The 23,878-nt window shown below is 73.6% G+C and carries 20 protein-coding genes and 1 pseudogene; 14 read left to right on the top strand and 7 right to left on the bottom strand.

Annotated features, from left to right (window positions below; genetic code table 11):
* The first annotated feature begins 37 nt into the window (after nt 1–37).
* The 3 genes from KBZ10_RS26995 to KBZ10_RS26985 all read left to right on the top strand — a co-directional run bounded on the left by KBZ10_RS26995 (nt 38) and on the right by KBZ10_RS26985 (nt 4,641).
* The gene (locus KBZ10_RS26995) at nt 38–1,003 is read left to right on the top strand and encodes a hypothetical protein (RefSeq protein WP_210990356.1); all 966 of its coding nucleotides are present in this window, start codon (nt 38–40) and stop codon (nt 1,001–1,003) included.
* A 67-nt stretch (nt 1,004–1,070) separates the two neighbouring features.
* Entirely contained in the window at nt 1,071–2,630 is a 1,560-nt protein-coding gene (locus KBZ10_RS26990; protein ID WP_210990355.1) for an APC family permease, read from the top strand.
* Between the two features lie 178 nt (nt 2,631–2,808).
* Nucleotides 2,809–4,641, top strand: coding sequence for a long-chain fatty acid--CoA ligase (locus KBZ10_RS26985; protein ID WP_210990354.1), 1,833 nt, complete (start codon nt 2,809–2,811; stop codon nt 4,639–4,641).
* Between the two features lie 72 nt (nt 4,642–4,713).
* Here the strand turns inward: KBZ10_RS26985 and KBZ10_RS26980 are convergent, their stop codons facing one another.
* A complete protein-coding gene (locus KBZ10_RS26980) occupies nt 4,714–6,639 on the bottom strand; it encodes a kelch motif-containing protein (RefSeq protein WP_210990353.1) in 1,926 nt (641 codons plus the stop codon).
* Nucleotides 6,627–8,570 carry a glycosyltransferase family 2 protein gene (locus KBZ10_RS26975; protein WP_210990352.1) on the bottom strand — a complete coding sequence of 648 codons (1,944 nt, stop codon included), beginning with the start codon at nt 8,568–8,570 and terminating at the stop codon, nt 6,627–6,629. The genes KBZ10_RS26980 and KBZ10_RS26975 overlap by 13 nt, the downstream gene beginning before the upstream one ends.
* A 1,015-nt stretch (nt 8,571–9,585) precedes the next feature.
* Between KBZ10_RS26975 and KBZ10_RS26970 the strand changes: the two genes are divergently transcribed.
* The 3 genes and pseudogenes from KBZ10_RS26970 to KBZ10_RS29890 all read left to right on the top strand — a co-directional run.
* Entirely contained in the window at nt 9,586–10,011 is a 426-nt protein-coding gene (locus KBZ10_RS26970; protein WP_210990351.1) for a hypothetical protein, read from the top strand.
* Between the two features lie 469 nt (nt 10,012–10,480).
* Nucleotides 10,481–10,846, top strand: coding sequence for a VOC family protein (locus KBZ10_RS26965; RefSeq protein ID WP_247703051.1), 366 nt, complete (start codon nt 10,481–10,483; stop codon nt 10,844–10,846).
* 32 nt (nt 10,847–10,878) lie between these two features.
* A pseudogene (locus tag KBZ10_RS29890) lies at nt 10,879–11,125 on the top strand (SAM-dependent methyltransferase); the annotation flags it as partial.
* A gap of 9 nt (nt 11,126–11,134) precedes the next feature.
* On the opposite strand, the gene KBZ10_RS26960 reads toward KBZ10_RS29890, so the two are convergent.
* The gene (locus KBZ10_RS26960) at nt 11,135–12,187 is read right to left on the bottom strand and encodes a glucose 1-dehydrogenase (RefSeq protein WP_210990350.1); all 1,053 of its coding nucleotides are present in this window, start codon (nt 12,185–12,187) and stop codon (nt 11,135–11,137) included.
* Between the two features lie 544 nt (nt 12,188–12,731).
* On the opposite strand from KBZ10_RS26960, the gene KBZ10_RS26955 reads away from it, so the two are divergent.
* Nucleotides 12,732–13,148, top strand: coding sequence for a hypothetical protein (locus KBZ10_RS26955; protein WP_210990349.1), 417 nt, complete (start codon nt 12,732–12,734; stop codon nt 13,146–13,148).
* Nucleotides 13,149–13,781: 633 nt separating this feature from the next.
* On the opposite strand, the gene KBZ10_RS26950 is transcribed toward KBZ10_RS26955, so the two are convergent.
* Nucleotides 13,782–14,588, bottom strand: coding sequence for an XRE family transcriptional regulator (locus KBZ10_RS26950; RefSeq protein ID WP_210990348.1), 807 nt, complete (start codon nt 14,586–14,588; stop codon nt 13,782–13,784).
* The gene (locus KBZ10_RS26945; RefSeq protein WP_210990347.1) at nt 14,585–15,472 is read right to left on the bottom strand and encodes a helix-turn-helix domain-containing protein; all 888 of its coding nucleotides are present in this window, start codon (nt 15,470–15,472) and stop codon (nt 14,585–14,587) included. The genes KBZ10_RS26950 and KBZ10_RS26945 overlap by 4 nt, the downstream gene beginning before the upstream one ends.
* Nucleotides 15,473–15,804: 332 nt before the next feature.
* Here KBZ10_RS26945 and KBZ10_RS26940 point away from each other — a divergent pair, with 332 nt between their 5' ends.
* The 5 genes from KBZ10_RS26940 to KBZ10_RS30400 all read left to right on the top strand — a co-directional run bounded on the left by KBZ10_RS26940 (nt 15,805) and on the right by KBZ10_RS30400 (nt 19,440).
* The gene (locus KBZ10_RS26940) at nt 15,805–16,149 is read left to right on the top strand and encodes a hypothetical protein (protein WP_210990346.1); all 345 of its coding nucleotides are present in this window, start codon (nt 15,805–15,807) and stop codon (nt 16,147–16,149) included.
* Nucleotides 16,150–16,169: 20 nt separating this feature from the next.
* Complete coding sequence (locus KBZ10_RS26935) at nt 16,170–16,322, top strand: hypothetical protein (RefSeq protein ID WP_210990345.1); 153 nt, start codon at nt 16,170–16,172, stop codon at nt 16,320–16,322.
* Between the two features lie 69 nt (nt 16,323–16,391).
* Nucleotides 16,392–16,607 (top strand): hypothetical protein, encoded by a 216-nt coding sequence (locus KBZ10_RS26930; RefSeq protein WP_210990344.1) that lies wholly within the window; start codon nt 16,392–16,394, stop codon nt 16,605–16,607.
* 210 nt (nt 16,608–16,817) lie between these two features.
* On the top strand, nt 16,818–17,285 hold the full coding sequence (locus KBZ10_RS26925) for a hypothetical protein (RefSeq protein ID WP_210990343.1): 468 nt from the start codon (nt 16,818–16,820) through the stop codon (nt 17,283–17,285).
* 622 nt (nt 17,286–17,907) lie between these two features.
* Nucleotides 17,908–19,440, top strand: a complete 1,533-nt coding sequence (locus KBZ10_RS30400) for a helix-turn-helix domain-containing protein (RefSeq protein ID WP_210990342.1) — start codon at nt 17,908–17,910, stop codon at nt 19,438–19,440.
* 528 nt (nt 19,441–19,968) lie between these two features.
* Here the strand turns inward: KBZ10_RS30400 and KBZ10_RS26915 are convergent.
* Complete coding sequence (locus KBZ10_RS26915) at nt 19,969–20,982, bottom strand: LacI family DNA-binding transcriptional regulator (protein WP_210990341.1); 1,014 nt, start codon at nt 20,980–20,982, stop codon at nt 19,969–19,971.
* A gap of 415 nt (nt 20,983–21,397) precedes the next feature.
* Between KBZ10_RS26915 and KBZ10_RS26910 the strand changes: the two genes are divergently transcribed.
* Entirely contained in the window at nt 21,398–22,363 is a 966-nt protein-coding gene (locus tag KBZ10_RS26910) for a glycoside hydrolase family 6 protein (protein WP_210990340.1), read from the top strand.
* A gap of 216 nt (nt 22,364–22,579) precedes the next feature.
* Here the strand turns inward: KBZ10_RS26910 and KBZ10_RS26905 are convergent, their stop codons facing one another.
* Nucleotides 22,580–23,143, bottom strand: coding sequence for a dihydrofolate reductase family protein (locus KBZ10_RS26905; RefSeq protein ID WP_210990339.1), 564 nt, complete (start codon nt 23,141–23,143; stop codon nt 22,580–22,582).
* A 114-nt stretch (nt 23,144–23,257) separates the two neighbouring features.
* On the opposite strand from KBZ10_RS26905, the gene KBZ10_RS26900 reads away from it, so the two are divergent.
* Nucleotides 23,258–23,842 (top strand): SMI1/KNR4 family protein, encoded by a 585-nt coding sequence (locus KBZ10_RS26900; RefSeq protein ID WP_210990338.1) that lies wholly within the window; start codon nt 23,258–23,260, stop codon nt 23,840–23,842.
* The last annotated feature ends 36 nt before the right edge of the window (nt 23,843–23,878 follow it).

Below are 23,878 nucleotides of genomic sequence, written 5' to 3'. Positions count from 1 at the left end.
GGAAGTGGCGTGTTGCCGTGGAGGAAGAAGCTCACGGATGACCCCTCCACCGCCGCCACCGCCTCCGCTGGGCAGATCCCGCAACAAGGACGGCTTCGCCTTCGACCCCGCCCTCGACGACACGGAACTCGCCGGGGTCCGCGACGCGCTCGTCCAGGGCCGCTGGGGGGAGAGCCGCGCCCTGCTGGCCAGGACGGGCCGGGACTGGGACCGCCGGGGTCACCGGCTGGTCGTCCTCGGCATGGAGCCCAACAGCGCCGCCTGGGCCGAGGAGTGGCGGCTCGCCGAACCCGACAGCGTGGACGCCGCCGCCCTGTACGCGTGCGCCGCGGTCTTCCGCGCGCTGCGCGGCAAGGAGAAGCCGGCCGCCGCCCGCGAGGTCTGCCGGGCCGCCGCCCGGATGTACCCGGCCGACCCCTCGCCCTGGCTGGCCCTGCTGATCCTGGCCCGGCACACCGGCACCGACGAGGAGCGGCTGCAGATCTTCGACCAGGTCCGCGGCCGCCACCGCGAACACCACCACGCCCACCACCTCATGACGGCCTGCCTGGCGGAACACCAGCAGGACCGGGACGACCCCTTCCACGAGGTCTACGACTTCGCCGCCTGGGCCGCCGAACAGGCCCCCGCCGACTCGCCCCTGTGCGCCCTGCCGGTCGTCGCGCACACCGAGCGCTACCGGGTCCTCGCCCAGGCCGGCATCGAACCGCGCGACCCCACCCGCTCCGGCCACTGGAAGAGCCGCCGCGCCCGCCAGGTGATGAAGGCGGCCTTCGACTGGTGGCTGGAGTGGGGGTACGAGGAGCACCCCCGCCGCCTCGTGGACCTCAACTTCCTGGCGCACGCCAAGTACCACGAGGGCCGGCCCTGGGAGGCCGCCGCCCTGTTCCACCGCATCGGACGTCACGTCACCAAGGAGCCCTGGTCCTACCCCGACCGGGATCCGCGGAGGACGTACCGCGCGGCCCACGCCGCCGCCACCGGCGGGACGGACCTCCGGTGACCGGCCCTCCGTGCGTCCGGCACCCCCTCTTATCCGGCCGACAGACCCAACCAGCGGGAAGGTGACCATGCTGACGGACAACGCCTCCGGCATCAGCACGTACAAGGGCGAGGAAAGGGCGCTGCGCGCGGACCGGATCGGCCTGGGCGGGCTGCTGCTCTCCGTTCTGGCCGCCAGCGCGCCCCTCCTCGTCGTCGCGGGTGTCATGCCCACCACATACGCGGTGATGGGCATCGTCGGGCAGCCGCTGCTCTTCGTCCTCCTCGGGGTGGTGCTGCTCCTCTTCAGCGTCGGCTACGCCGAGATGAGCCGGCATGTGCACAACGCCGGCGCCTTCTACGCGTACATCGCCCGGGGCCTGGGCGGCACGGCCGGGGCCGGTGCCTCCGTCGTGGCTCTCGTGGCCTACAGCGCCATGCAGGTGGGCATCTACGGCATCTTCGGCTTCGAGATCAGCGGGCTCGCCGCGACCCACCTGGACCTGACCGTCGCCTGGTGGATCCCCGCCCTCGCCGCCGCGCTGATCGTCGGCGTGCTCGGCTGGCTCAAGATCGACCTCAGCGCCAAACTGCTCGGCGTGCTGCTCGTCATCGAGGTCTGCATGGTCGTCATCTTCGACGCCGCGGCCATCGGCGACCCGGGCCCCCAGGGGCTCTCCCTGACGGCCTTCGACCCCGGCACCCTCGCCGGGGCCGGCCTCGGCACCGCGCTCTGCTTCGCTTTCGCCTCCTTCGTCGGCTTCGAGCAGGCCCCGGTCTACGCCGAGGAGACCAAGCGCCCGCAGATCGTCGTCGCCCGGGCCATGTTCCTCGCCGTCGGCTTCGCCGCGCTCTTCCTGGCCCTCAGCTCCTGGGCCCTCAACATCGCCTCCGGCCCGTCCCGGATCGTCCAGGACGCGCAGGAGCAGAGCGCCGGACTGCTGTTCTTCCTCACCGAGAGCCGGCTCGGCGGAACCTTCACCGACGTCATGCACGTCTTCTTCGTCACCGGCATGTTCGCCGCCATGCTGAGCTTCCACAACGTCGTCGCCCGCTACGCCTTCGCCATGGGCCGCGAGGGCCTGCTGCCCGCCGCCCTCGGCCGGACCACCCGCGCCAGCGGGGCCCCCGGCACCGGATCGCTGCTGCAGAGCGCGGTCTCGCTCGTCGTGATCGCCGTCTTCGCCGTCACCGACGACAAGCCGCACGGCGACCCGACCGCCCCGGTGCTCAACCTCTTCACCTGGATGGGCAACGTCGGGGCGCTCGGCGTCATCGTCCTGATGGCCACCGCCTCGGCGGCCGTCATCGCCTTCTTCGTCCGCCGGGGATCCGCCCGCGCCCAGGCCTGGCGGCTGGTCTGCTCCGGGATCGCCTGCGCCGCGATGCTCACCATCGTCGTCTACACGGTGAAGGACTTCGACGTGCTGCTGGGCGCGGAGCCCGGCTCCGTCCTCCGCTGGATCCTGCCCGGCATCATCGGCCTCGCCGTGGCCGGCGGCCTCGTCTACGGACTGGTGCTGCGCACCGTACGGCCCGAGGTGCACCGCCGGATCGGGCTGGGGAACCAGGCGTTCCAGCTGGAGCGGACGGCGGCCGCGGAAGCGGACTCCGCGCCCCCCGCGGGCACCGCGGCTCCCCGCGGCTGACCACCGCGACGGCACGCGACGTGCGGCCCGGATCCCGGGATCCGGGCCGCACGTCCGATCATCACTCTTTCGAGTGCTGAACGCCCGGCCACCCCTAGGCAGTTGAGGATTCCGAACGGTAACTTGCGCTCGCCGACGGCCCCGCCGCGGCGGGAACGGGTTCGAGAGAGGTGACGCGGTGCGCGAACTCAGCCTTCCGCCCCTGGTGCAGAAGCTCCGTACGGGAGGACTCGCGGATTCCGTGTACGAGATCGCCGGAAGAGCCCCGGGCCGGGTGCAGTTCTCCCGGCGCGAGGACGGCCCCGACGGCATCCGCTGGCTCCCCGTCACGGCCCTCGGCTTCCGCAGCGAGGTCACGGCCCTGGCCAAGGGCCTGATCGCGGACGGCGTCCGCCCCGGCGACCGGATCGCCGTGATGTCCCGCACCCGCTACGAATGGACCCTCTTCTCCTACGCCCTCTGGGCCCTCGGCGCCCAGCTCGTCCCCGTCTACCCCACCTCCTCCGCCGAACAGGTGCACTGGATCCTCTCCGACACCCGCGCCTCCGCCGTGGTCGTCGAGCACGCCGAGGAGGCGATGACCGTCGGGGCCATCTGCGACGACCTCCCCGGGCTGCGCCGCATCTGGCAACTCGACGAGGACTGCGTCTCGGAGCTGACCGCCCTGGGCCGCGGCATCCCCGACGCCCTGGTGGACCGGATGCGCGCCGGCGTGAGCCCCGACGCGGCGGCCACCATCACCTACACCTCCGGCACCACCGGCCGCCCCCGGGGCTGCGTGATCACCCACGCCAATCTGGCCTTCGAGTGCGACACCCTCATCGAGGGCTGGCGCGAACTCCTCGCCGAACCCGGCGAACAGCCCGCCGTGCTCGCCTTCCTGCCGCTGTCCCACGTCTACGGGCTGATGGTGCAGGTGGCCTGCCAGCGGCACGGCGTACGCCTCGGCCACCAGCCGGACCCGTCCGCCGCCGGGCTCCTCCCCGCGCTCGCCTCGTTCCGGCCCACCTTCCTCTTCGCCGTGCCGTACATCTTCGAGCGGATCTACCGCACGGCCCGCCGCCAGGCCGAACAGGCCGGGAAACTGGAGGCCTTCGACCACGCCGTGGACGTCGCCATGCGCTACGCCGAGGCCGTCGAACGGCGGTCCCTGCTCCGCGGCTCGGGGCCGGGCCCCGGCCTGCGGGTCCAGCACGCCCTGCACGACCGCGCCGTCTACGCCCGGCTGCGCGCGGTGCTGGGGGGCCGGGTGCGGCACGCCGTCTCCGGCGGCTCACCGCTCTCCCGGGAGCTCGGGCTGGTGTTCGCCGGGGCGGGGGTCACCATCTACGACGGCTACGGCCTCACCGAGACGGCCGCCGCCGTCACCGGCCACCCCATCGGGCGCCCCAAGTTCGGCACCGTCGGCCGCCCGCTGCCCGGCTGCTCCGTGCACATCGCGGAGGACGGCGAGATCTGGGTGCGCGGGGACAACGTCTTCGCCGGATACCTCGACGACCGCGAGGGCACCGAGGAGGTGCTGCACGACGGCTGGCTGGCCACCGGCGACATCGGCCACCTCGACGAGGACGGCTACCTGCACCTCACCGGGCGCAAGAAGGACATCATCGTCACCAGCGGCGGCAAGAGCGTCTCCCCGCTCGTCCTGGAGGAACGGCTCCGCTCGCATCCGCTCATCTCGCGCTGCCTCGTCGTCGGCGACAACCGGCCGTTCATCGCGGCCCTGATCACCCTGGACGAGGAGGCCCTGGGCCACTGGCAGCAGCTCCGCTTCCGGCAGCCCATGGACCTGCGGGTGGTGGTGCGCCACGCCGAACTCCAGGAGGAGATCCAGCGCGCGGTGTCCCGCGCCAACACCGCGGTCTCCCGCAGCGAGTCCATCCGCGCCTTCCGCCTCCTGCCGCACGACTTCACCGTCCAGGGCGGCCTGCTGACCCCCTCCCTGAAACTCCGCCGGGGCGCCATCGTCAAGACGTACGCGGCCGAGATCGCCGAGCTCTACCGGCGGTGACCCGCCGGGCGGTGACCCGGCGGGCCCGCGGGCCCGGCCGCCGGCGGAGGGGGGCGGCGACCGGGCGGTCCGTCAGCGGACGTGCACCCAGTGGGCCTTCGAGGGCACACCCGCGGAGTCCGTCACGAAGAGCATGTACCAGCCGCGGGGCACCAGCGTCGGGTCCTCCGGCACCGTCACCGCCAGCCGGCCGCCGGGCCGCCGCTCCAGGCCGAGCTCGACGGAACGCTGTTCGACGTCGGTGGTGTGGGTGACGGCGCTCGGCCGCATCAGCCGGGCCCGGGCCGGGCGCCTGGCCGACTCGACGGTGAGGACGGCCGTGCCGCCGCGCTCGGCCTCGGCCGGCCCGCCGGTGATCCGCGGCCGCTCGCCCCGGTGCAGATAGGGCGGGGAGAAGATCTCGACGCGCTGCTCGAAGGTGCCCGGCTGGTTGTTCTCCGGGTCGGCGTAGAGCGGGTCGGAGCCGAAGGTGGCCACCCGCCCGTCGGGCAGCAGCAGCGCCTCGGAGTGGTAGTTGCGGCCCACCACCGGGGACGCGGCGGGCCGGAACGTGTTCTTCTCCGGGAGGTAGAACTGCGCCTTGTGGATGTCGCTGTCGCCCTTGCCGCGGTAGTCCTCGGAGCCGCCGGTGGTGAAGACGGTGTCGTCCGGCAGCAGCACGCTGGACAGATAGCGGGTGCCCTGCGGCAGGTCGGGGCCCGGGGTGAAGCGGGGGTCCTTCCGCGCCAGATCGGCGACGGCGGTGCGTGCGGTGGACTTCGGCGACTCCCCGACGCCCCCGCCGCCGAGCACCATGACCTTCTGCTCCTGGGCGGGCGGCAGCAGCACCGAGGCGGAGGTCTCCAGCTGGTCCTGGTCGGCCAGTCCGGGCACGGGGCGGAAGGTGTTCTTCTCCAGGTTCCACAGCCCGGGGGCGCGGCCCTTGTCGGCGGGGCCGTAACCGGCGTTGGACCCGGAGTAGAACAGGTCTCCGCCGCGGGTCAGGAAGAGCGCCGGATAGGTGGGGAAGTAACGTTCCGGCGCGGGTGACCAGGTCCGGGTCTCCGGGTCGAAGATCTCGTTCTTTCCGGGGACGACCTGCCCGATCTCGTCCAGGCCGGAGACCGCGAGGACCCTGCCGTCCTTGAGGGTGGTCAGCGTGGGGTACCAGCGGGCCTCCGCCATCGGGTCGACCGGCAGGTACCGCTCGGCCACGGGATCGAACTCATAGGCGACGTCGAGACCGTGGTAGTCCTGCTTGTCCAGGGTCAGCGACTGCGCGAGGCCGTAGACGTTCCGCCGGTCCTCCCCCTTCAGCCCGTCGACGGTGTACTGGGCGGGGCGCCGGGTGACCTGCCCCCTGCCCTTGCGCACGGCCTCGACGAAGACCCGCTCCTCGCTCGCCGTGACGGTGACCTTGCCGCCCTTGCCCTTCTTCTTCCCGGCGGCGGGCAGGTCGAAGGCCCGGGTGGTGCGGTACTCCCTGCCGTCCGGGGAGCGGAAGACGGTGCCGCGGGGGAAGTGGTGCTTCCGGTCCGGGTCCTCGTTCTTGACGAGCATCCCGCCGCCCGCGCGCTCGACCTTGCCCTCCAGCACCTCGTAGCGGGCGGTGCCGCCGGCCACCAGCAGTTTGCCGCTGGGGAGCTGGGCGTGGCCGGAGCAGAACAGGTCCTCGGGGGTGGGGATCAGCCGGAAGGTGTCCTTCTCCGGGTCCCACAGCAGCGTCTTGAAGGTGCCCGCCTCGAACGTCTTCTCGTTGTTGCCGGAGCCGGCGATCAGCAGCACCTTGCCGGTGTGCAGCAGGGCCGCGTGGATGGCGTTGACCCGGTACTTCTCCGGGACGCCGAGCAGGTCCCAGTGGCCGTACCGCGCCTTGTACTCCGGCTGTTCGATCTTGTAGGCGTGGTAGGTGCGCTCGGCGTAGCTGATGGCGGCGGGGGCGTTGAGCCCGGCCAGGGTGAGGAAGGCGGCCGCTCCGAGGGCCGTGGTGCGGAAGCGGGGGCTGATCAGATGGCGCACAGCGGGTCCTTCTCTGCGGGGGTGTCACTCTCCGTGGACGCGGCCGGGGAGGCGGCCGGTGGCGGCGCGGACGCGGGTCCGGCCGCGGCGGGGACGGCGGCCGGGGAACCGCCCGGGCCGCGGCGGGAGGTGCCCGGCTCCGCCGGGCGGGGGGAGGAGTCCGCCCGGGCGGCGGGGACAGCGGGCTTCGCCGCGACCGCGGCCCGCGACCGCCGTTCCCCGGCGGCCCAGACGAGCACGGGGGCGAGGCACAGGGTCAGGGCGAGCAGGGCCCAGGCCGTTATGGCGGCGTGGAGATGGCCGAGGAAGAGGGCGGCCACCACCGAGCCGCCGAAGACCAGGGCCCAGCCGAGGTGGATCCGGAAGGTGGCGAGCCGGTCGGGGCTCGCCGAATCACCCTTGGGCGTCACCACGAAGGAGCTCTTGCGCCGCAGCGCGGCGTCCACCAGCGACTTGGCGTAGACGGGCGCGGAGAGGGCGGACATCGCCATGCCGGCGAGCCCGCCGGACCCCTCCGGCTCGTGCGGCGAGACGTTGTGCCGCCGGTTCCAGATGTAGAGGCCGATCTGCAGGGCCGCCGCGTCGCTGTACAGCATCAGCCAGATCTCCGCGGGAACGTGCAGACCGGAGGCGCCGACCACCAGGAAGAGCAGGCAACTCAGCGCGGCCAGCATCCAGTTGAGCGCCGTCATCGGGTAATAGACGATCATCAGTGTGTAGTTGAGCAGCCGGCCCGGCGAGAGGGAGAACGGCGCCTTCCAGAACTGCTTCAGGATGGTCTCGTACGTCCCCCGCGACCAGCGGAGCTGCTGGGTGAAGAAATCCGTCCACGCGGCCGGTCCCTCGCCCACGGCGAGCACGTCGGGGGTGTAGACGGAGCGCCATTTCCGGCCGGTCTCCGGATTCCTGGCCCGGTGGATCTCGAAACCGGTCGCCATGTCCTCGGTGATGGAGTCGTAGAGGCCGCCGATTCCCCGGATGGCCTTGATGCGGACGGCGTTGGAGGTGCCGACGAACATGGGCGATCCGTAGGCGTTCCCGGCCCGCTGGATGAGCGCGTGGAAGAGGAACTGCTGGCTCTCCGCGGCCTTGGTGACGGCGGTGTCGTAATTCCCGTACACCTGGGGGCCGATGACGAAGGCGACGTCGGGGTCCCGGAAGAAGCCGAGCATGCGTTCCAGATAGTTGGGGAGCGGCACGTGGTCGGTGTCGACGGAGGCGAAGAAGTCGTAGTCCCCGCCGTGGGCGTCCAGCCAGGCGTTGTAGTTGCCGTGCTTGGTCCGGGCGCGGTGCGGGCCGGCCGGCCGGTTCCACCTCTCGACGCCCTTGCGGGTGAAGTGACGGACGCCGAGGCGGGCGCAGACGGCCTTGGCCACCGGGTCGTCGCCCTCGTCGAGGAGCCAGACGTGCACGGTGCCGCGGTGCCGGATGCGGACGGCGGCCTCCAGGGTCCGGGTGACCATCTCGATCGGTTCCTTGCCGGGCACGAACGAGGTCAGAAAGGCGACCCGGGTACCGGCCTCCGGGGTGACGGGCACGGGGTCCCGGGCGACGAGCGTCGCGTGGGCGTTGGAGAAGACCGTGCACAGCCGGAAGAACTCGATGAGGCCGATCGAAACGAGCATCGCGGTGTCCGCGGCCGATTCCCAGGCGGACACGTACGGGCGGTGCACCCAGTGGTCCGGCTGCAGCAGCCAGACCAGCAGCAGCGCCGAGACGAGGGGAGCGGCACAGAGGAGGAGGGTGGCGCGGACCCGGTGCGGCTCCTGCGCCAGCAGGCTGCGGTAGGCCACCCGGTACGGCGCTTCTCCCTTTTCCGGGTCGTGGAGCGGCCCCGCGAGTCTGCTGTACCGCTCGTAATCGTAGGCCGGAGAGGAATCGGGGACGGGCGGCTCCCCGGCCTTCTGGGTTACGGAATTCGGTGACGCCATCGGGGCACTCCCGTGGGACTGACTGGAAGGAACACGAAGGGCGATGACCCGGATGGCCCAGAATTTTCATGTCATCGACCGAGATGAGAAGGTAACAATCACCAGTCGGAATCCTGCGGAAATGTGATGTTCGGCGCGCCATGATAATGACCCCGGAGCGGCAGGGGGACGGCACCGAAAAGGACGTCCGCGCCTGCGGAAACGGGCCCGCGCGGCACCGTCATTGCACGGCCGGACCGGCGGACGCGCTGCGGGACGACCGGTAGCGGAGCGCCCGGCACGGGCCGCCCCGCCCCGCGCGGCGGACGCGGGAGGCAGGGCCGGGGGCAAGCCGGGGCGTCCGGGAGAGCGAGGACCGTCCGAGTGGCGTCAGCCGTCCGCGGCCACGGCGCCGTACACCTCGGCTGTTCCGTACCGGGGCGCCGTACGCCTCAGCCGTCGAGGACCACGGCGCCGTACGGGGGCAGCCGCAGCGTGCCGTCCGCCGCCGCCCGCGCCGCGGAAGGGGCCGGACCGCCAGGACGCCGGCAGCACCCGCCCGCCCGGCGCGGTGCGGGGCGCGTCCGCAAAGTTGACCGCGACCGTCACGGACCCCCGCCCGCCGGGGGGCGCGGTGCGCCGGTACGCCGGCCCCGGCCGTCGTCACCGCGGATGTCCGCCCGCCCCGGGCCGGGCACGGTGACCCGGACGGTGCGCGGCGCGCGGGCCGCGCTGTGCAGCGGGGCGCGCCGCGGCGCCCTCACGGCAGCCGGTCCGGGCGGGCCACGCCGATCCTGGCGTCGGCCATGCCGTGGAAGACGTAAGCCACCCCGTCGATCTCACGGCCCGTGATCGGCGAACCGGGGCCAGGAGCATCGTGGTTGCAGGGTCCGGCCGCGCATCCGTCAGCAGCAGCCGTGCGTGAGGGGCGGGAAGGAGCCGACCGGAGGCCACAGCGCAAAGAAGTCCACGGCAAAGGCCGCGCAGCAGGCGGCAATACGTCCCGGCAGGACTGAAGGACCGGCAGAGTTGACCCATGTCCGTCATCCCTGTCCTCATCTGCTGCGCCCTCACGACCGCAGGGTGGTTCTGGAGCCGTCCGCTGATCCTGGGCACATGGCGGCGCAACCCCGCATGGCTCACCTGGAGTGCGGTGCTCCTCCTGATGGGAGCCGGTGTCACCTACCTCATCGGCCTCCTCTTCCCCATCACGTCACTGGACCCGGCGGAGGCCTGCACCAAAGCGGGCCAGGCCTACGACGGGGACTACCGCAGTGCGAACTTCGAGGAGTACACGCGGTGGTTCCCGCTGCACAACAAGTGCAACGCGGAATACGACCTGATCCCCGCCTGGGTGAATCCGGCCCTGGTCGCGCTCCCCCTTCTGGCGCTCCTCTGCCTGGCCTACGCCGTGCTCCTGGCCGTCATCCGACGCCGGACCAGGAACAAGGGCACGACGTAAGCGACTTGAGCAGGCGCCGTGAGCTCGCCGCCGCAGGCGGCCCGGCCGGGGCCGCTGCCCTCGGCTCGGCGGTCCCGGCGGTCTGGCGATCCGCAGCCGCGTCAAACGCTGGCCCCCGCCCGCCCCCGCAACAGCCGGCCACGCGAGCGGCCTGCCGGAACGACCGGTCCGCCAGGTCGTTGCGTTCCCGGTCCATCGGCGCCAAGGCGCAGGCACCCATGGCGACTCCGGCCGCGCCCCGCCACGGTGCTCTTGCCCGCACCCGGTGGACCGGTGAGGACGATCGCCCTTTCCGACGGAGAAGCGGAGGTCGGCGCGTCGATGGTGGGCGGATTCATGCGGCGATCCTGTGGCGCGGCGCGGAAAACTCGGCTGCGATCCGGACCGGCCCGCCCATATCCTCGCGCGGGGGGCCGACTTGGCGCCCTGCCGGCAGCCGGCACCCAACGGACCGAGGACGCGTGGAGCAATGAGCAGCCGACTCTTCGCAATATCCTTCGACGCGCACCAGCCCGAACACCTGGCCCGCTTCTGGTCCGGCCTCCTCGGCCTGGAGAGCGCCGGCGATTCCGCCTCCTACGACGGCGTCGCCGTGCGGTCCGGAAACGCCGCCGGCTACCGCCTCGGCTTCCGTCCCTCCCCGGCGCGGAAGGCGGCCCAGAACCGGCTGCACTTCGACCTGACCAGTCTCTCCCCGGAGGACCAGCGGGAGACCGTGGCCCGGGCGCTCGATCTGGGCGCGCACCACGCCGACGTCGGCCAGGGACCGGACGCCTCCCATGCGGTGCTGGCCGACCCGGACGGCAACGAATTCCGCGTGCTGGCACATGGCTGAGGCCGTAACTGCGGGGCCGTGATGTGCGGTTGGTGCACCGAGGGGCGGCTCACGTCCCGGTCTCCGGGTGCCCGGCATCGAGGGGAAGCCTCACCTTCGCCGCCTCCGCCTTCGAGGAGGACGCGGAGCCCGGCTTCTGCCGGACCCAGTACGCCGGTCACGGGCCGGGCCCGGAACTCCTGGGGGAACCCGCGCTCCGTGCTGGAGATCGGCTGCGGCACCGGCCGCGCCCTCGCCCGCCTCGCCCGGCAGGGCATCGCCGCCCCGGGTGTCGACCTGCCAGTGGCGTCATTCCTCCAGCGTGATCACTACCTTGACGTCGTCCGGGCGCTGCTCGAAGGCCTCGGCCGCCCGGTCGAGCGGCGGACGGCGGGTGATGAGCCGGTGCAGCCATGCCGTGTCGGCCCGTGCGAGGGCGTCGGCGGCCTGCCGGTAGTGCCGGCCATTGGCGTTGACGGAGCCCACCACGACATCGTTCTCCAGCACGATGTCGCGGTTCACCGAGCCGGCGTCGACGGTCAGCCGGCGTCCGGCGGGTGACACCCCGGTGAGGCAGACCACGCCGTAGGAGGCGGTGCCGCGCAGGGCGGCGAACACCACCCGTCCGGCACCGGTGGCCTCCACGACGACGTCCGGACGCACGGCCGACAGCACGTCGTCCACCGCGCCGCTGTGGTAGGTGGCCCCCAGAGCGCGGACCAGCCCGGGCTTCGGTCCCTCCGTCACCCGGTCGAGGACGTGGACCTCCAGCCGGCGCTGCTTCCCGAGCAGGGCGGCCAGCAGACCGATCGGGCCGGCGCCGGTCACCAGGACGCGCCGGGGCTCGAACCAGGCCCTGGCCCCCACGCGCTCGATCTGCTCCCAGGCCTTGGCGACGACACTGGCCGGTTCCAGCAGGACGCCCGCAAGTCCCAGATCCGCGTCGACCGCGACGGCGTAGTCGTCCTCCACACACCACAGGCCGGCGCCGTAGCCGTCCAGTTCCTTGATACCGCGTTCCCGGTAGCGCCCGTTGCGGCACATGTCGTACTCGCCGTGCGCACAGGCGCCGCACGGTTCCGGGTCCGGGCGCCGCACCACCCCCGCGACCAGGTCGCCCAGGGCGAAAGCGCTGCCGTCCGGTGCCTCCTCGACCCGGCCCAGTGATTCGTGGCCCAGCACCAGCCGGTCCCGGTCCGCGGGCGCCCGGCCGTACTCGCCCGCGGCGATCTCGCGGTCCGTGCCGCACACCCCCACGGCGATACCGCGGATCAGGAGTTCACCCGGTGCCGGCTTCGGCTCCTCCACATCCCGCACCTCGAGCGAACCGCTGTGACCCGGCCGGACCGTCAGTGCGCGCACGTTGCTCTTCCTCTCCAACCCCGGTGTACGGATTCCCGGCCGGGTACCGCGGAACGCGGCCGGTACACCTCCCCGGGAGAGACCGGAATGCCGCCGGCTCCTCGTGTCCGGTAGCGGTGAGCGCCGCGCACGTGATCGTCCGGCACACCCGCCGCGGCAGCCGGCGGCCGGCGGACGCCCCGCCGCCGAACGTTCCCTGCACTTCGGAGGCCGACGGCCCCCCGCCGAGCCCTCGGGGACGTCACATGCCGGGCGACCCGGTGGCGCCCGCCGGTCCGGCCCCACGGACCGCGCGCTCCGGCTCGGCGCGTCCGGGCCGTTCCCCGACCCGGTCCCGGCCCCGGCGCGGAACGCGGTCCCGGAGACGGCCCTGCTTCGGCCGCCCGGACCCGGGTACACACAACGACGGCCGCGGGGATGCGCCGGCCGCGGCCCGGGGCCCTCCCGGCAGTGCCGTTGGCCGGACCCGGCGAGAGCCCGGTCCGGCCGCTCGCCGCTGCCCGCCGACGAGGTGACCCGCCGTCTCGCCAACCCTGGAGCCAGCATGTGGAAGCGCAGGAAGGACCGTCGCCCCGGGGACCCCGTCCCTCTGGAACTGTGCGATCTGTGCGCGCGGACCTTCCCGGAGGACGAGGCGGTGAGCGGCTATGTCCGGGACTCCTCCTGCGCGCATCCCCGCCGCCAGTGGTTCGACGGTCTCCGCCGGGTCACCGCCTGCAGCGAGGAGCACTTCGGGAAGATCCGTGAGGAATACCGGCTCCGCCCCTTCGTACCGGAGGAACTCTGGGCGGCGAAGGTCAACTGCGTCCTCACCACGGGCCGTCCCGTGCTCACCCTGGAGGAACTCGGCCGCCGGACCGGCCTGCACGAGCCGGAGATCCGACGGGCCATCGCCTGGCACAACGAACGGCTGCGGCACGCGGGCGGCAACGGCACCGACGAGGGGACGAGCACGGTCTGAGCCGTGCCCCGGCGGGAACACACGGTGCCGTCGTACCCGCTGCCCGCCGTCATCGGCGAGGCCGGGCGGCACGTCCGCGACCGGACGACCGCCGCATCGCGGAGCGTGTGCCGCGGCTCCTCGCCCGTCGTGGCGGGCTCGCATCGGCACGGACCGGATGCGCGCAGCGCGCCGGAGGCGGCGGCGCCGGGTGGGAGACCCCCGGGGGTGAGCTCGGGGGAACCGGTGTCATCCGGCGGCGAGCGGGCACTGGGGGCGGCACCCACCGGCCGTTGGGCGGTCGGCCACGGCCCGGCCGTGGCACGTCCCGCCGGCCTCACGGTGCCCTGCCGTGACGCGGCCCCGCGGGCCGTCGCCCGAACGGCACGCGTCGCCATTCTGCCGAAACGACTCCTGGATGCCGCTGCCCCGGGGCGATGCGCAGCACTTCACGTCATGCCCGCCCCCGACGTCATCGGCAGCATGACGCCCGGGCAAGGACCCCGCACAACGGTGGCTGCGGCAGCGGGCCCGCACGGCGGCGAAAGCCTCCGCCCGACAGGCCGGGAGCCCGGCCCGGATACACCGCGGCGCCCGGCCAGCCGGCCATCCCTCCACCCCCGTCCACCCCCTCCACCCCCGTCCGTGTCCGCGTCAGGCGGGGTGGCACTCGCGGGCCGTTCCGCCGGCCGGGAGGAAGCAGACGCGCAGACCGGCGCGGTGGACGCCGCCCAGCATCGGGGTGAAGCGGTAGACGCGCGTGTCCGCCGGGGTCCGGATGACGACACGGCGCGGCGTCGCGCCGGGCACCGAGATCTCGACCGCGTCCCCGACCCGCGCGTGCCAGACCCGCCCCCACGCCGCGGCGCAGACCGTGCTGTACCGGATCTCCACGTGCGCGCCGGTGCGGGTGCGGCGGGGCGGGCCGAACGCGTCGGCCCGGCCGGGCAGCCCGCAGGCCATGGCGTCGGGATCCTTTCCGTCGCAGGCCTCGCCCCGGCAGCCGGGGGGCGGATCCAGCACCGGGGAGGCCGGCACCGCCGTACGGCCGGAGGTCTGGCCGGGCAGCCACAGGGCGGCCGTCGTCACGGCGGCTCCGGCGCCGAGGGCCAGCAGGTACCACGGCCGGAGCCGGCGGGGGCGCGTGGCCGTCCGCGCGGCCTCCGGAGGCACCGGCCCCGGGGCGGCCGGCGGGGGAGCGGTGGAGCGGGCGCGTCCGCTCCATTCGGCGTCGGCCAGCTCCCACAGCGCGAGCAGCCGTCCGGGAGGCTCGCCCGCCATCGCACAGAGCGCCTCGACGGCCTGCCGGGGAGCAGGCAGCTTGCCGTTGAGATAGCGCTCCCAGGAGGACTTGCTGTACGTGGTGCGCCGGGCCAGGGCCGCCAGGCTCAGACCCGTACGGGCCCGCACCGCGCGGAGCCCCTCGGCCAGGGCCGCGCACTCGGGTGCGGGGGTGGTCATCCGCGCAGCACCCGCCAGGTGTGCGGGCCCACGACGCCGTCCGCCGGCAGCCCCGCCTTCTTCTGCAGCCGCATCACGGCCGCGATGGTCTGCTGTCCGTAGACCCCGTCGACGATGCCCGGGTCCATCTCGTGATGACCCAGCAGGCACTGGGCCTCCACGACGTCCCAGCCCGGCCCGGCGAGGACGGCGGTGCGTGTCGTGCTGTATCCCGCGACCAGGCCGGGGCCGTCCGGGCCACCTGATCTGCGGACCTCGCAGGGGTAGGATCTGCCGGGCTCGAAGACGTACCGTCCCCGCCCGTTGCCGGCGGACGTGGCCGGGGCGGGGGAGCTCGGCTGCGCGGCCGGTGTGCCGAGCGCCGTGCCGGCCTTCTCGCCGCCGCCGTCGCCATCGCCGTCGGCGTCACCGCGCAACGGTGTGCCCAACAGCAGCCCCGCGTACAGCCCGGCGAGCGCGGCGGCCGCGACGGCGACGGCGGCGGATCTGGAGATCCCCGGCCGACGCCCGCTGCCCGACGCGGCGGGCTCCTCGCCGGCGGGCTCCGCCGGCGCCGCGCCGGTCCGGCCGCGCCGCTCCCCGGCCTCCGCGCCGGCCGGCGGAGAGGGCGCGGACCGCTCCTGCCACGCCTTCTCGGCCACCTCGTGCAGGACCAGCAGCCGGGTCGGCTCCGTCCCCGTGATCCGTGCCAGTTCCTCCACCGCGTGCCGTGGAGGCAGCGCCTTTCCGTTCAGGCAGCGTTCCCACGACGACCGGCTGTACTCCGTCTTGGCGGCGAGCGAGACGAGGCTCAGCCCGCTGCGGTCCTTCAATCTCCTCAGCTGGACGACCAGGTGCCGGACCCTCTGATCCAGCGAATCCGGCAGTTCCTTCCAACGCCGCATGGCTCGCTCCGTAAGCGTCGTCAGGGCCCGAGGGCCTTCACCTCCTCCATGGTGGGACCGCCGTCGTCCCCGGCGCAGGCTCCTGCCCCGGGTTCACCCGGTGCCCACGCCTCTTCGGCCACGTCCCCAGACGGCCCGGCGTCCCGGCGATCCGGCGTTCCGTCGTACGCCTTCGCAGGTCAGCACGTGGGACATCCCACGGTGTCCCGGCCGGCCCGATGCCCCTGGCCGCCGTTCCGGGTTGGCCGGCAATCTCGGTGGGGCCGAGCCGGACGGTGCGGAAACGTCCACCACCCGCACCGTTCTCCGGCCACCATCGACAAGGGGGAACCATGAACAGGATCACATCAGCCGTCGCCACAACGGTGGCGGCGGCCGCTCTCACCGTCGGCCTCACCGGCGGCGCCACGGCCGCGGACCGGGCCGACGCCGGCCGGGGCGGCACCGCCGGGCTCGCCATCGCCGGAACCGCGCCCGCGTGTATCGAGCGCACGAGCGTCACCAACAAGCCCGACGGCGGTGTCCGGGTCCACCTGCGCAACTTCTGCGGCAAGACCATGCGCGTCAAGGTCGTCGTCAAGTACTGGTCGGACAGCGGGTGCACGTCCATGCGGAACGGGACCGGCCGGCTTTTCCAGACCGTCGGCGGCCGGTACGACCGCACCGTGGTGTGCTGAGCGGGGACGGGAGAGAACTCATGACTGTCACCACCAGGACGCTTCTCGCCACGACCGCGGCCCTGGCGGCCCTGGCGGCCCTGGCGGTCACGGCGCCGCCGGCCGCCACCGCCGCGCCCGCGTCGGCCGCGGCGCGGTGCCCGGTCACGGCCTGGGGCCACCAGGGCTACTAAAAGTGCGGCACGGACCTCAAGGCCGGCTACGTCGACTGGAACGAGGACGGCCGGACCGACGAGGTCTTCGTGATCGCTCCGAACCGGACGATCTGGCACACATGGAAGAACGCCGGCGGCTGGAGGGAGATGCCGGGCAACGGCCGTGCCGACAACATGCTGGGGCACAACGGCACCGGCACCTCGCGCCGTTGCATCGTCGTCTACGTGAACAACGCCGACTACCACTACTGGCAGAACTGCCACTACAACGGCCGGTGGCACAACTGGACCACGAGCGGCTGACGCACCGTCCGCCGGGGGCGGCCCCGCGAAGCACCGGGCCCCGGAGCTGTCCTGACAGCTCGGGGGGCCCGGTGGCATGGTGCCGTCCACCCGGCAGGTGTCCGTCCGGGGGGCCGACGCCCGGTGCCCGGCCCAGAGCGCTCGTCCGCGCGGCACGGCCCCTCGACGGCTTCGATAGCCTGGCGCCATCCGTGCGCCGGGGGGCTGACCGTGGAGAACATCCTGTCCGTGGCCATCGGGGCCGGTATCGGCCTCATGGGAGTCGTGTTCGGTTCGTGGTTCACCGCACGCCGGCAGGACCGCATGTGGCTCCGCGAACAGAAACTCAGGGCCGGGATCGGCTTCAACACCGCCGTGGTGGCGCTCCTCGACCACCTTCGTCACACGCAGCTGGCCGAAGACGGTCCCGGAGCCAACGAGTTGGCGGACCGGATGCAGGAAGCGCGGTCGGCCCTCTACCTCCTGTGCGCCGAGGACACCGTCGACCTCGCCGCTGCCCTCGCACGCCGGGTCTGGCAGGCCCGGCCCAGCGAGGGCAGGGCCGACCGCAAGGCCGAACACCGGGAGACGGAGGAACTCCTCCGCCGCTTCACCCATCAGCTTCGGCGCGAGATCGCGGGCGCACAGGCCCCGCCGGGCCGCCCCCGGCGCCGCGGCCGAGGCGGCTCGCGACCGTGAACCGGTGCCGCACGGCCGCCCCGCCCGGCCCCGCCCCGCCCGCGTCCGTCGGCAGGACCGACGGGAGAAGACCCCGGGGCAGGGCGGGACGGGAGGAGGGGGCAGGGTGGCGGACGGCCGCGTGACGGAAGTCCCGAGCCGTTCAGTGCCCCGCCCCGGGCGGCCACCGTCCCGTGCCCGTTCCTCTCCGCTTCTGCCGGGCTGCCGTACTGATCGGGGTACAACTCCGGCCGCCGCCCTCGGTGCCGGCCTGGCGACGACCGCGGGCGGCGCCTTCGTACGGGACTCAGCAGCCCCCGGTGCCCGTCGTCCCGCGTCCGCGGGTCCGGCGCGTACACGCCACCACCCCCTCCGCCCGGTTCCCCGCGGACCGGGGAGGGACCGGCCCGGCCGCCGGGAGCCGGGCGAGCCCCGCCCCGGCCGGGCCGGCGTCGTCTGCGGGGCCGCGGGAGGCACCCGGGGGTGAAGTCCCCCGTAGGATCGGAGCGCATGAGCAGGCAGGCCGGCCGGGTCGCTCAGGGACACCGCGCGGAGATCCGCCGGTCCTCCGGGTTACGGGTTCCGGGGGAGTGCGCGCCGGCCGGCCCGGACAAGGCGGCCGGCGAGCCGCCGGAGGATGGCCGTGGCGACACCTCAGGTACTCGATGAGCTGCTGCGTCAGCTGATACCCCGAGCCCGCCGGGACGCCGGCCCCGGCCCCGGTCCCGATCCGCGGGGGCTCATCGACTGGCTGGGGCGGCAACTCGGCGCGGAGATCGCCCTGGTGGACCGCGCCGGCACGGTGGAGGCGTCCACGGCCCGGTTTTCTCCGGACCTCCTCGGCGGTCTCCAGCCGGTGCTGACGCGGCTGGCCGACGGGCGGCTGGCCGCCGCGGCCTCGCAGGCGGGCGCGGTCCACGTGCGCTGCGAGGCGCTGGGACGGCACGTGCCGCGTCCGGTGCTGGTCGTGGCCGGCCCGCGGCCGCTCACGCGGGAGGCGCTGGCGCTGACGTCCCGTGCCGGCGCCGTGGTCGAGGTGGTGCGGCGCGCCCGCCGGGCCGACGACTTCGCCCTCCGCCACCAGCGGGCGGCGGCACGGCTGCGCCTGGGAATCCTCGCGGCCCTGATGACCGGAGAACCGACGCTGGCCCGCCGGATGACGGCCGGCGCCGTCCCGCCGCTGCTGGATGCCGCACGTCTGCGCGTCCATCTGCTGCGCTGCCCGCCGTCGCACCGCGGCAGGATCATCGACGCCTACGAGGACGAGTCCGGCTACCACGGCCGCGGCCTGATGGTGCGCTGCCCCGTCTACGACGAGCACCTCATCTGCCTCCTGCCCCCGGACGACGATGCCGGCAACGGCCGTGCCGACGACGGCGACGGTACCGGCCGTGCCGACGACGGCGACGGCGGCCTGGCCGCGCCCCTGCGGGCGCTGGTGCGGGACAACCCGGACTACGCGCTGGGCGTCAGCGCCCCCGCGCCCCTGCCGGCCACGGCGCAGGCCTACGAGCAAGCCCGCCACGCCCTGGCCGTCGCCTGCCACACGCCCGAACGGATCGCCGACTACCACGGCTGGCCGCCCCTGGCCGGGCTGCTCCCTCGCCGGGAAGCCCTCGCCTGGGCCCGCGCCCTCCTGGCGCCGATCAGGGCGGCCCCCCGGCTCACCCTCGACATCACCAGCCTCGCCCTGCACTTCCCCCGCTCCGGTGTGGCACGGCTGCTCGACGTCAGCCGTAACACCGTCACCGCCCATCTGCGGCGCGTCCAGGACGCCCTCGGCCTCGATCTGCAGGACCCCCGCGATCGCGCCGAACTGGCCCTGGCCCTGGCGGTCACCGACCTCCCGCCGCCCGACGACGGCGCCGGGGCCGGGCATCCGCCAACGTCCTCGCTCGATGCTCTGCTGTCCACCGAAGCGGCCGTCAGCTGGGCCCGCGCCTTCCTCCAGCCCCTGCGGTCCGGCACGGGCCGCGCCGTGCACCGGAGCCTGCGCGCCTGGGTCGAGGCCGGCACCGATGCCCAGTGCACGGCCCGGAACCTCGGCATCAGCCGCACCACCGTCCGCGCCCACCTGCGCACCGCCGAACAGCTCCTGGAACGCACCCTCCTGACCCCGGGCCCCGGCACCCACGACCTGGTCCACGCGTTCCGCATCGCCGACCGTGCACCGTGAACAGCCGCGGCCCCGCGACTGCGCACCGTGCGCATTGCCCGCCGTCCGCGGGGCTTCCTAAGGTCTGTCCCACCCCGGTCCGGTGTGACACCGGCCAGGGGGAACGGGGGAGGGCGGGCCGTCGCCACGGGGGAACAGCGTGACGGCCCGCCCTGGGCGCGCAGCGCCGGCCGGGTCCGCCGAACCGCCACCGTGTGATGCCGGCGGTCGGGACCGGGCGAGGCCGGGAAGCCACCGTCCACGTCGCCGTCGGGCGCCGGCTGCTCGCCGGACGACAGGCATGGCCCGTACTCGCGCACCTGCGGCACGGCACGCTCAGCCCTGGTCTGATCGCACCATCGCCCAGACCGCCCTCGTCCTCCACAACGCAGGGCGATGAATCTCGTTGAGAAAACGACCCAGCACGTGACGCCGGCTTGGTGAGGGCGGCGGGTGGGGCCGCGGGAGGTTCGCCAGGGGGCCCACGACCGGGGCGCGGATCCGACGGAGGTGCCCCGCCGCCCCGCCGCCCCGACGGGCGCCCGGCCGTCAGGCGCTGGCGCGGACGACCAGCCGGGTGGGCAGAAGCAGCGGAGTGGGGGCCTGCCCGCCCACGAGGGCGGCGAGCATGCGCGCCATCTCCCGCCCGAGGGCCTGTATGGGCTGGTGCACGGTGGTGAGGGGCGGATCGGAGACCTGCGCCGCGGCCAGGTCGTCGAAGCCGACCACGGCGACGTCCTCGGGGACCCTCCGGCCCGCCCCGCGCAAGGTGCGCAGCGCTCCCACTCCCATGTGGTCGTTGGCGGCGAACACCCCGTCCACATCGGGGTGTTGGGCCAGCAGCGCGGCCATGGCGGCGGCCCCGCTGCGCTCGGTGAAGTCGCCCTCCTGCGGCGGGAACGGCTCGAGACCCGCCGCCAGCATGGCGTCGCGGTATCCGCGGTACCGGGCGCGTCCGGCCTCGGTGTCCAGCCGCCCGCAGAGCGCGGCCACGCGCGTCCGGCCGAGCGAGACGAGGTACTCGGCCGCCTCGCGCGCCCCGCCGGCGTTGTCGACGTCCACGTACCAGCGGGGTGCCGGGCCGACCGGCCGTCCGCCGAACACGACGGGTACCGCGGCCCCCTCGGCCATCCGGGCCAGCGGATCGCCCTCGCGCAGCGCCATCAGCATCACGCCGTCGGCGATCCTGGACCGGAAGAGCTCCTCCACCCGCTTGCGGCCCCGGTCGGAGGCGGCCAGACACAGCATCAGGTGCAGGTCGGCCTCCTCCAGGGCGGCCGAGGCCCCGACGATCACCTGGGCGTAGAACGGATCGGCGAAGATCGAGGGATCCTCTCCCGAGACGACCAGGGCCGCCGCCCCCGTCTGCCGGGTGGCCAGCGCCCGGGCGGTCGGGTCCGGCACGTAACCGAGCTGCCGGACGGCGCGTTCGACCGCCTCGCGTTTGGCCCGGCTGACGTGCGGGGCGTTGTTGAGGGCCCGCGAGGCCACGGAACGGGACACGCCGGCGAGTCCGGCCACCTCGTCCAGCGTCGGCCGCCGGCGCGGCGCGTCCTCTGTCATGAACCGTTCCCCTCGCTGTCGGCCGGACGGGGTCTCATCCTCGCGCATGCGGCCGTCCCCGTCTCGGGGACGGGAGCCGGGCCGGGGGAGGACGCCCGGGCGGAGAGAAAACTGGGACCGCTTCCAGTCGCGTAGGCTTCACGTTCGGCCGCATCGCCGATCCTCGTAACTGAGCCCTTGACAGCGGAAACAGGGCAGGACAACGATACCGGTCACATGCCGGGATGCGGCGTTGAGGGCGCTCTGGACTGGAAGCGCTTCCAGTATCGACGTCGCATCCCGCGCAGGTCGTCCCCGCCCGCCGGCCGGAAGGCCGTCGCCGCGCGGGGCCGTCGGACCACCGCACTTCCTTCAGCGCGCCGCATGCCCGGGACGCGGGCGGGCGGCGCATCCCCCACGAAACCGAGGTCCAGACATGCGCCGCAGACTCCGCTCCCTGGCGGCAGCGCTGTTAGCCCTGCCGCTCGCGCTCGCCGCCGCCCCCTCCGCCCAGGCCGCCGACCCGACCGGCATGACCAGCGGGTTCTACGTGGACCCCGACTCCAGCGCCAAGCAGTGGGTCGCCGCCAACCCCGGCGACGGCCGGGCAGCCGATATCGACCGCGCGATAGCCAACACCCCGATGGCCCGTTGGTTCGGCTCCTGGAGCGGCGCCATCGGCCCCGCCACCGGCGCCTACGCGGGCGCCGCGGACAGCCGGGACAAGCTGCCGATCCTCGTCGCCTACAACGTCTACAACCGCGACTACTGCGGCGGGCACTCCGCGGGCGGCGCCTCCTCGCCCTCCGACTACGCGAACTGGATATCCCAGTTCGCCGGCGGCATCGGCAGCCGTCCGGCCGTCGTCATCCTGGAACCGGACTCCCTCGGGGACTACGGATGCATGAACCAGGCGCAGATCGACGAGCGCGAGGCCATGCTCACCGGCGCCCTCTCCGCGTTCAGCCGCCAGGCCCCCAACACCTGGGTCTACATGGACGCCGGCAACCCCGGCTGGACCGACGCGACCACCATGGCGCGCCGGCTGCACGAGGCCGGCCTCCCGCAGGCCCGCGGCTTCTCGCTGAACGTCTCCAACTACTTCACCACGGGCGAGAACACCGCCTACGGGGACGCCGTCAACCGTGAACTGAGCGCCCGCTACGGCTACACCAAGCCGTTCGTCGTGGACACCAGCCGCAACGGCAACGGCTCCAACGGCGAGTGGTGCAACCCCTCGGGCCGCCGCATCGGCACGCCCACCCAGCTGGGCGGGGGCGCCGAGATGCTGTTGTGGATCAAGGCGCCGGGTGAGTCCGACGGCAACTGCGGCGTCGGGGGCGGCTCCTCGGCCGGCCAGTTCCTCCCCGAGGTGGCCTACAAGATGATCCACGGCTACTGATTCCGGCCGGCTCCCGGGCGCCCGTGCGTGCTCCTGAGCTCCTGCGTTCCCGTGGCCCGGTCGCTCACTGCCGCGCGGCCGGGCCACGGGCGCCGAATCCGCGGCGACCGGCCGCCGGGCCGTCCCTCCACCGGTGACACGTCCGCCCGACGCGGGCGCCAGGAGGCCGGACACCGCCCGGACCGGAGAGGCCGGCGGGCTCCGCGGAGGAGCCGGCTAACGCACCACGCGGTAGCGGAGGTGGACCGCCTTCGAGCCGACGGTGCGGGCCTCGGCGAGTTCGAGGTCCACCCGGCGCTCGCGCCGCGGGAAGAACGGCATACCGCCGCCCACCAGCACCGGGTGGACCACGGTCCGGTACTCGTCGATCAGATCCAGCTCGGCCGCCTCGGCGGCGAGCGTCGCGCCGCCGATCGCGATAGCGCCCTCGCCCGGCTCGGCCCGCAACCGCTCGATCTCCTCCGCCAGGCCGCCGGACGCCAGCCGGGCATGGCCCCGCACCTCGGACAGCGTGGTCGAGAACACCACCTTGGGGAGCGGCTTCCAGAGCGCGGTCCACTCGCGCCCGGCGTCATCGAGCGACGGATCCTCCTCGGCCGTCTCCCAGTACAGCATCGTCTCGTACAGCCGCCGCCCCAGCAGGTGGACGCCGACCTCCCGGATGTCGTCGATCCAGAAGCGGAAGACCTCCTCGTCGGGCTCCGTCCAGTCGAAGTGGCCGTCCGGCCCGGTGATGTAGCCGTCCAGGGAGACGCCCATCGAGTAGGTCACGCTGCGCATCGGAAGCCCTCCTCGGCACCGGGGTTCGCCAGTACGGCCGCCGGACGCCGGAGGCTACCGTGGCACGAGGAACTGACGGCTCGACTGTAGTGCGCGGGAACCACAAGGGACAGGATGAACACCATGCAGGAACTGTGGCGCCGATTCGAGGAGTGGCTCCGGCGGAACGCGCCCGGCGATTATTCCGCGCTCCGCCCGGGAGCTTCGGATGCCGATATATCCAGGCTGGAGAGCGGAATCGGTTTCCCGCTCCACAGTGAACTGAAGGCGTTTCTCTCGGAACACAACGGCGTTACGCCCCGCAGGTCCAGCATGGAGCCCGGCGCCTTTCTCCTCGGGTACAGCCTGCTGGACACCGAGGGAATCCTGGAATGGCATCAGAACCTATCCTCGATGGCGGACGAAGCGGCCGAGGAAGGGTACGAGGAGGAAGTGGTCGGGCGCATCGCGCACACCCGGTGGGTTCCGTTCGCCCAGGACATCACGGGTGATCTGCTGTTCGTCGACCACCGTACGGGCCACTGCGGAGAGATCGGCGAGATCTCGTTCGGCGACCCCGAGTACGTCCTTCTCTGGCCGTCCATGGCCCCGATGATGGCCGACCTGTGCGAGGCGGTAGAGAAATCACTGCGGCTGCCGGCCGCGCGGTGCCGTCCGTCGGTCCACGAAGGGCGCATGCTGGAATGGGTCACGGGCTGACCCGGCAGCGAGACGTGCCGCCGGATCACCGTGATC

The sequence above is a fragment of the Streptomyces sp. F63 genome (genome assembly GCF_018070345.1).
Classification (GTDB): domain Bacteria; phylum Actinomycetota; class Actinomycetes; order Streptomycetales; family Streptomycetaceae; genus Streptomyces.
The sequence above is the reverse complement of the archived record's forward strand: the minus strand, read 5'-3'. Positions and strand labels throughout refer to the sequence as shown.

Excerpts from the sequence above, each read along its gene's own strand:
- KBZ10_RS26995 (WP_210990356.1), top strand. The coding sequence starts at position 38 with ATGACCCCTCCACCGCCGCCACCGCCTCCGCTGGGCAGATCCCGCAAC.
- KBZ10_RS26990 (WP_210990355.1), top strand. The coding sequence starts at position 1,071 with ATGCTGACGGACAACGCCTCCGGCATCAGCACGTACAAGGGCGAGGAA.
- KBZ10_RS26975 (WP_210990352.1), bottom strand. The coding sequence starts at position 8,570 with ATGGCGTCACCGAATTCCGTAACCCAGAAGGCCGGGGAGCCGCCCGTC.
- KBZ10_RS26970 (WP_210990351.1), top strand. The coding sequence starts at position 9,586 with ATGTCCGTCATCCCTGTCCTCATCTGCTGCGCCCTCACGACCGCAGGG.
- KBZ10_RS26965 (WP_247703051.1), top strand. The coding sequence starts at position 10,481 with ATGAGCAGCCGACTCTTCGCAATATCCTTCGACGCGCACCAGCCCGAA.
- KBZ10_RS26955 (WP_210990349.1), top strand. The coding sequence starts at position 12,732 with ATGTGGAAGCGCAGGAAGGACCGTCGCCCCGGGGACCCCGTCCCTCTG.
- KBZ10_RS26950 (WP_210990348.1), bottom strand. The coding sequence starts at position 14,588 with ATGACCACCCCCGCACCCGAGTGCGCGGCCCTGGCCGAGGGGCTCCGC.
- KBZ10_RS26945 (WP_210990347.1), bottom strand. The coding sequence starts at position 15,472 with ATGCGGCGTTGGAAGGAACTGCCGGATTCGCTGGATCAGAGGGTCCGG.
- KBZ10_RS26940 (WP_210990346.1), top strand. The coding sequence starts at position 15,805 with ATGAACAGGATCACATCAGCCGTCGCCACAACGGTGGCGGCGGCCGCT.
- KBZ10_RS26935 (WP_210990345.1), top strand. The coding sequence starts at position 16,170 with ATGACTGTCACCACCAGGACGCTTCTCGCCACGACCGCGGCCCTGGCG.
- KBZ10_RS26915 (WP_210990341.1), bottom strand. The coding sequence starts at position 20,982 with ATGACAGAGGACGCGCCGCGCCGGCGGCCGACGCTGGACGAGGTGGCC.
- KBZ10_RS26910 (WP_210990340.1), top strand. The coding sequence starts at position 21,398 with ATGCGCCGCAGACTCCGCTCCCTGGCGGCAGCGCTGTTAGCCCTGCCG.
- KBZ10_RS26905 (WP_210990339.1), bottom strand. The coding sequence starts at position 23,143 with ATGCGCAGCGTGACCTACTCGATGGGCGTCTCCCTGGACGGCTACATC.
- KBZ10_RS26900 (WP_210990338.1), top strand. The coding sequence starts at position 23,258 with ATGAACACCATGCAGGAACTGTGGCGCCGATTCGAGGAGTGGCTCCGG.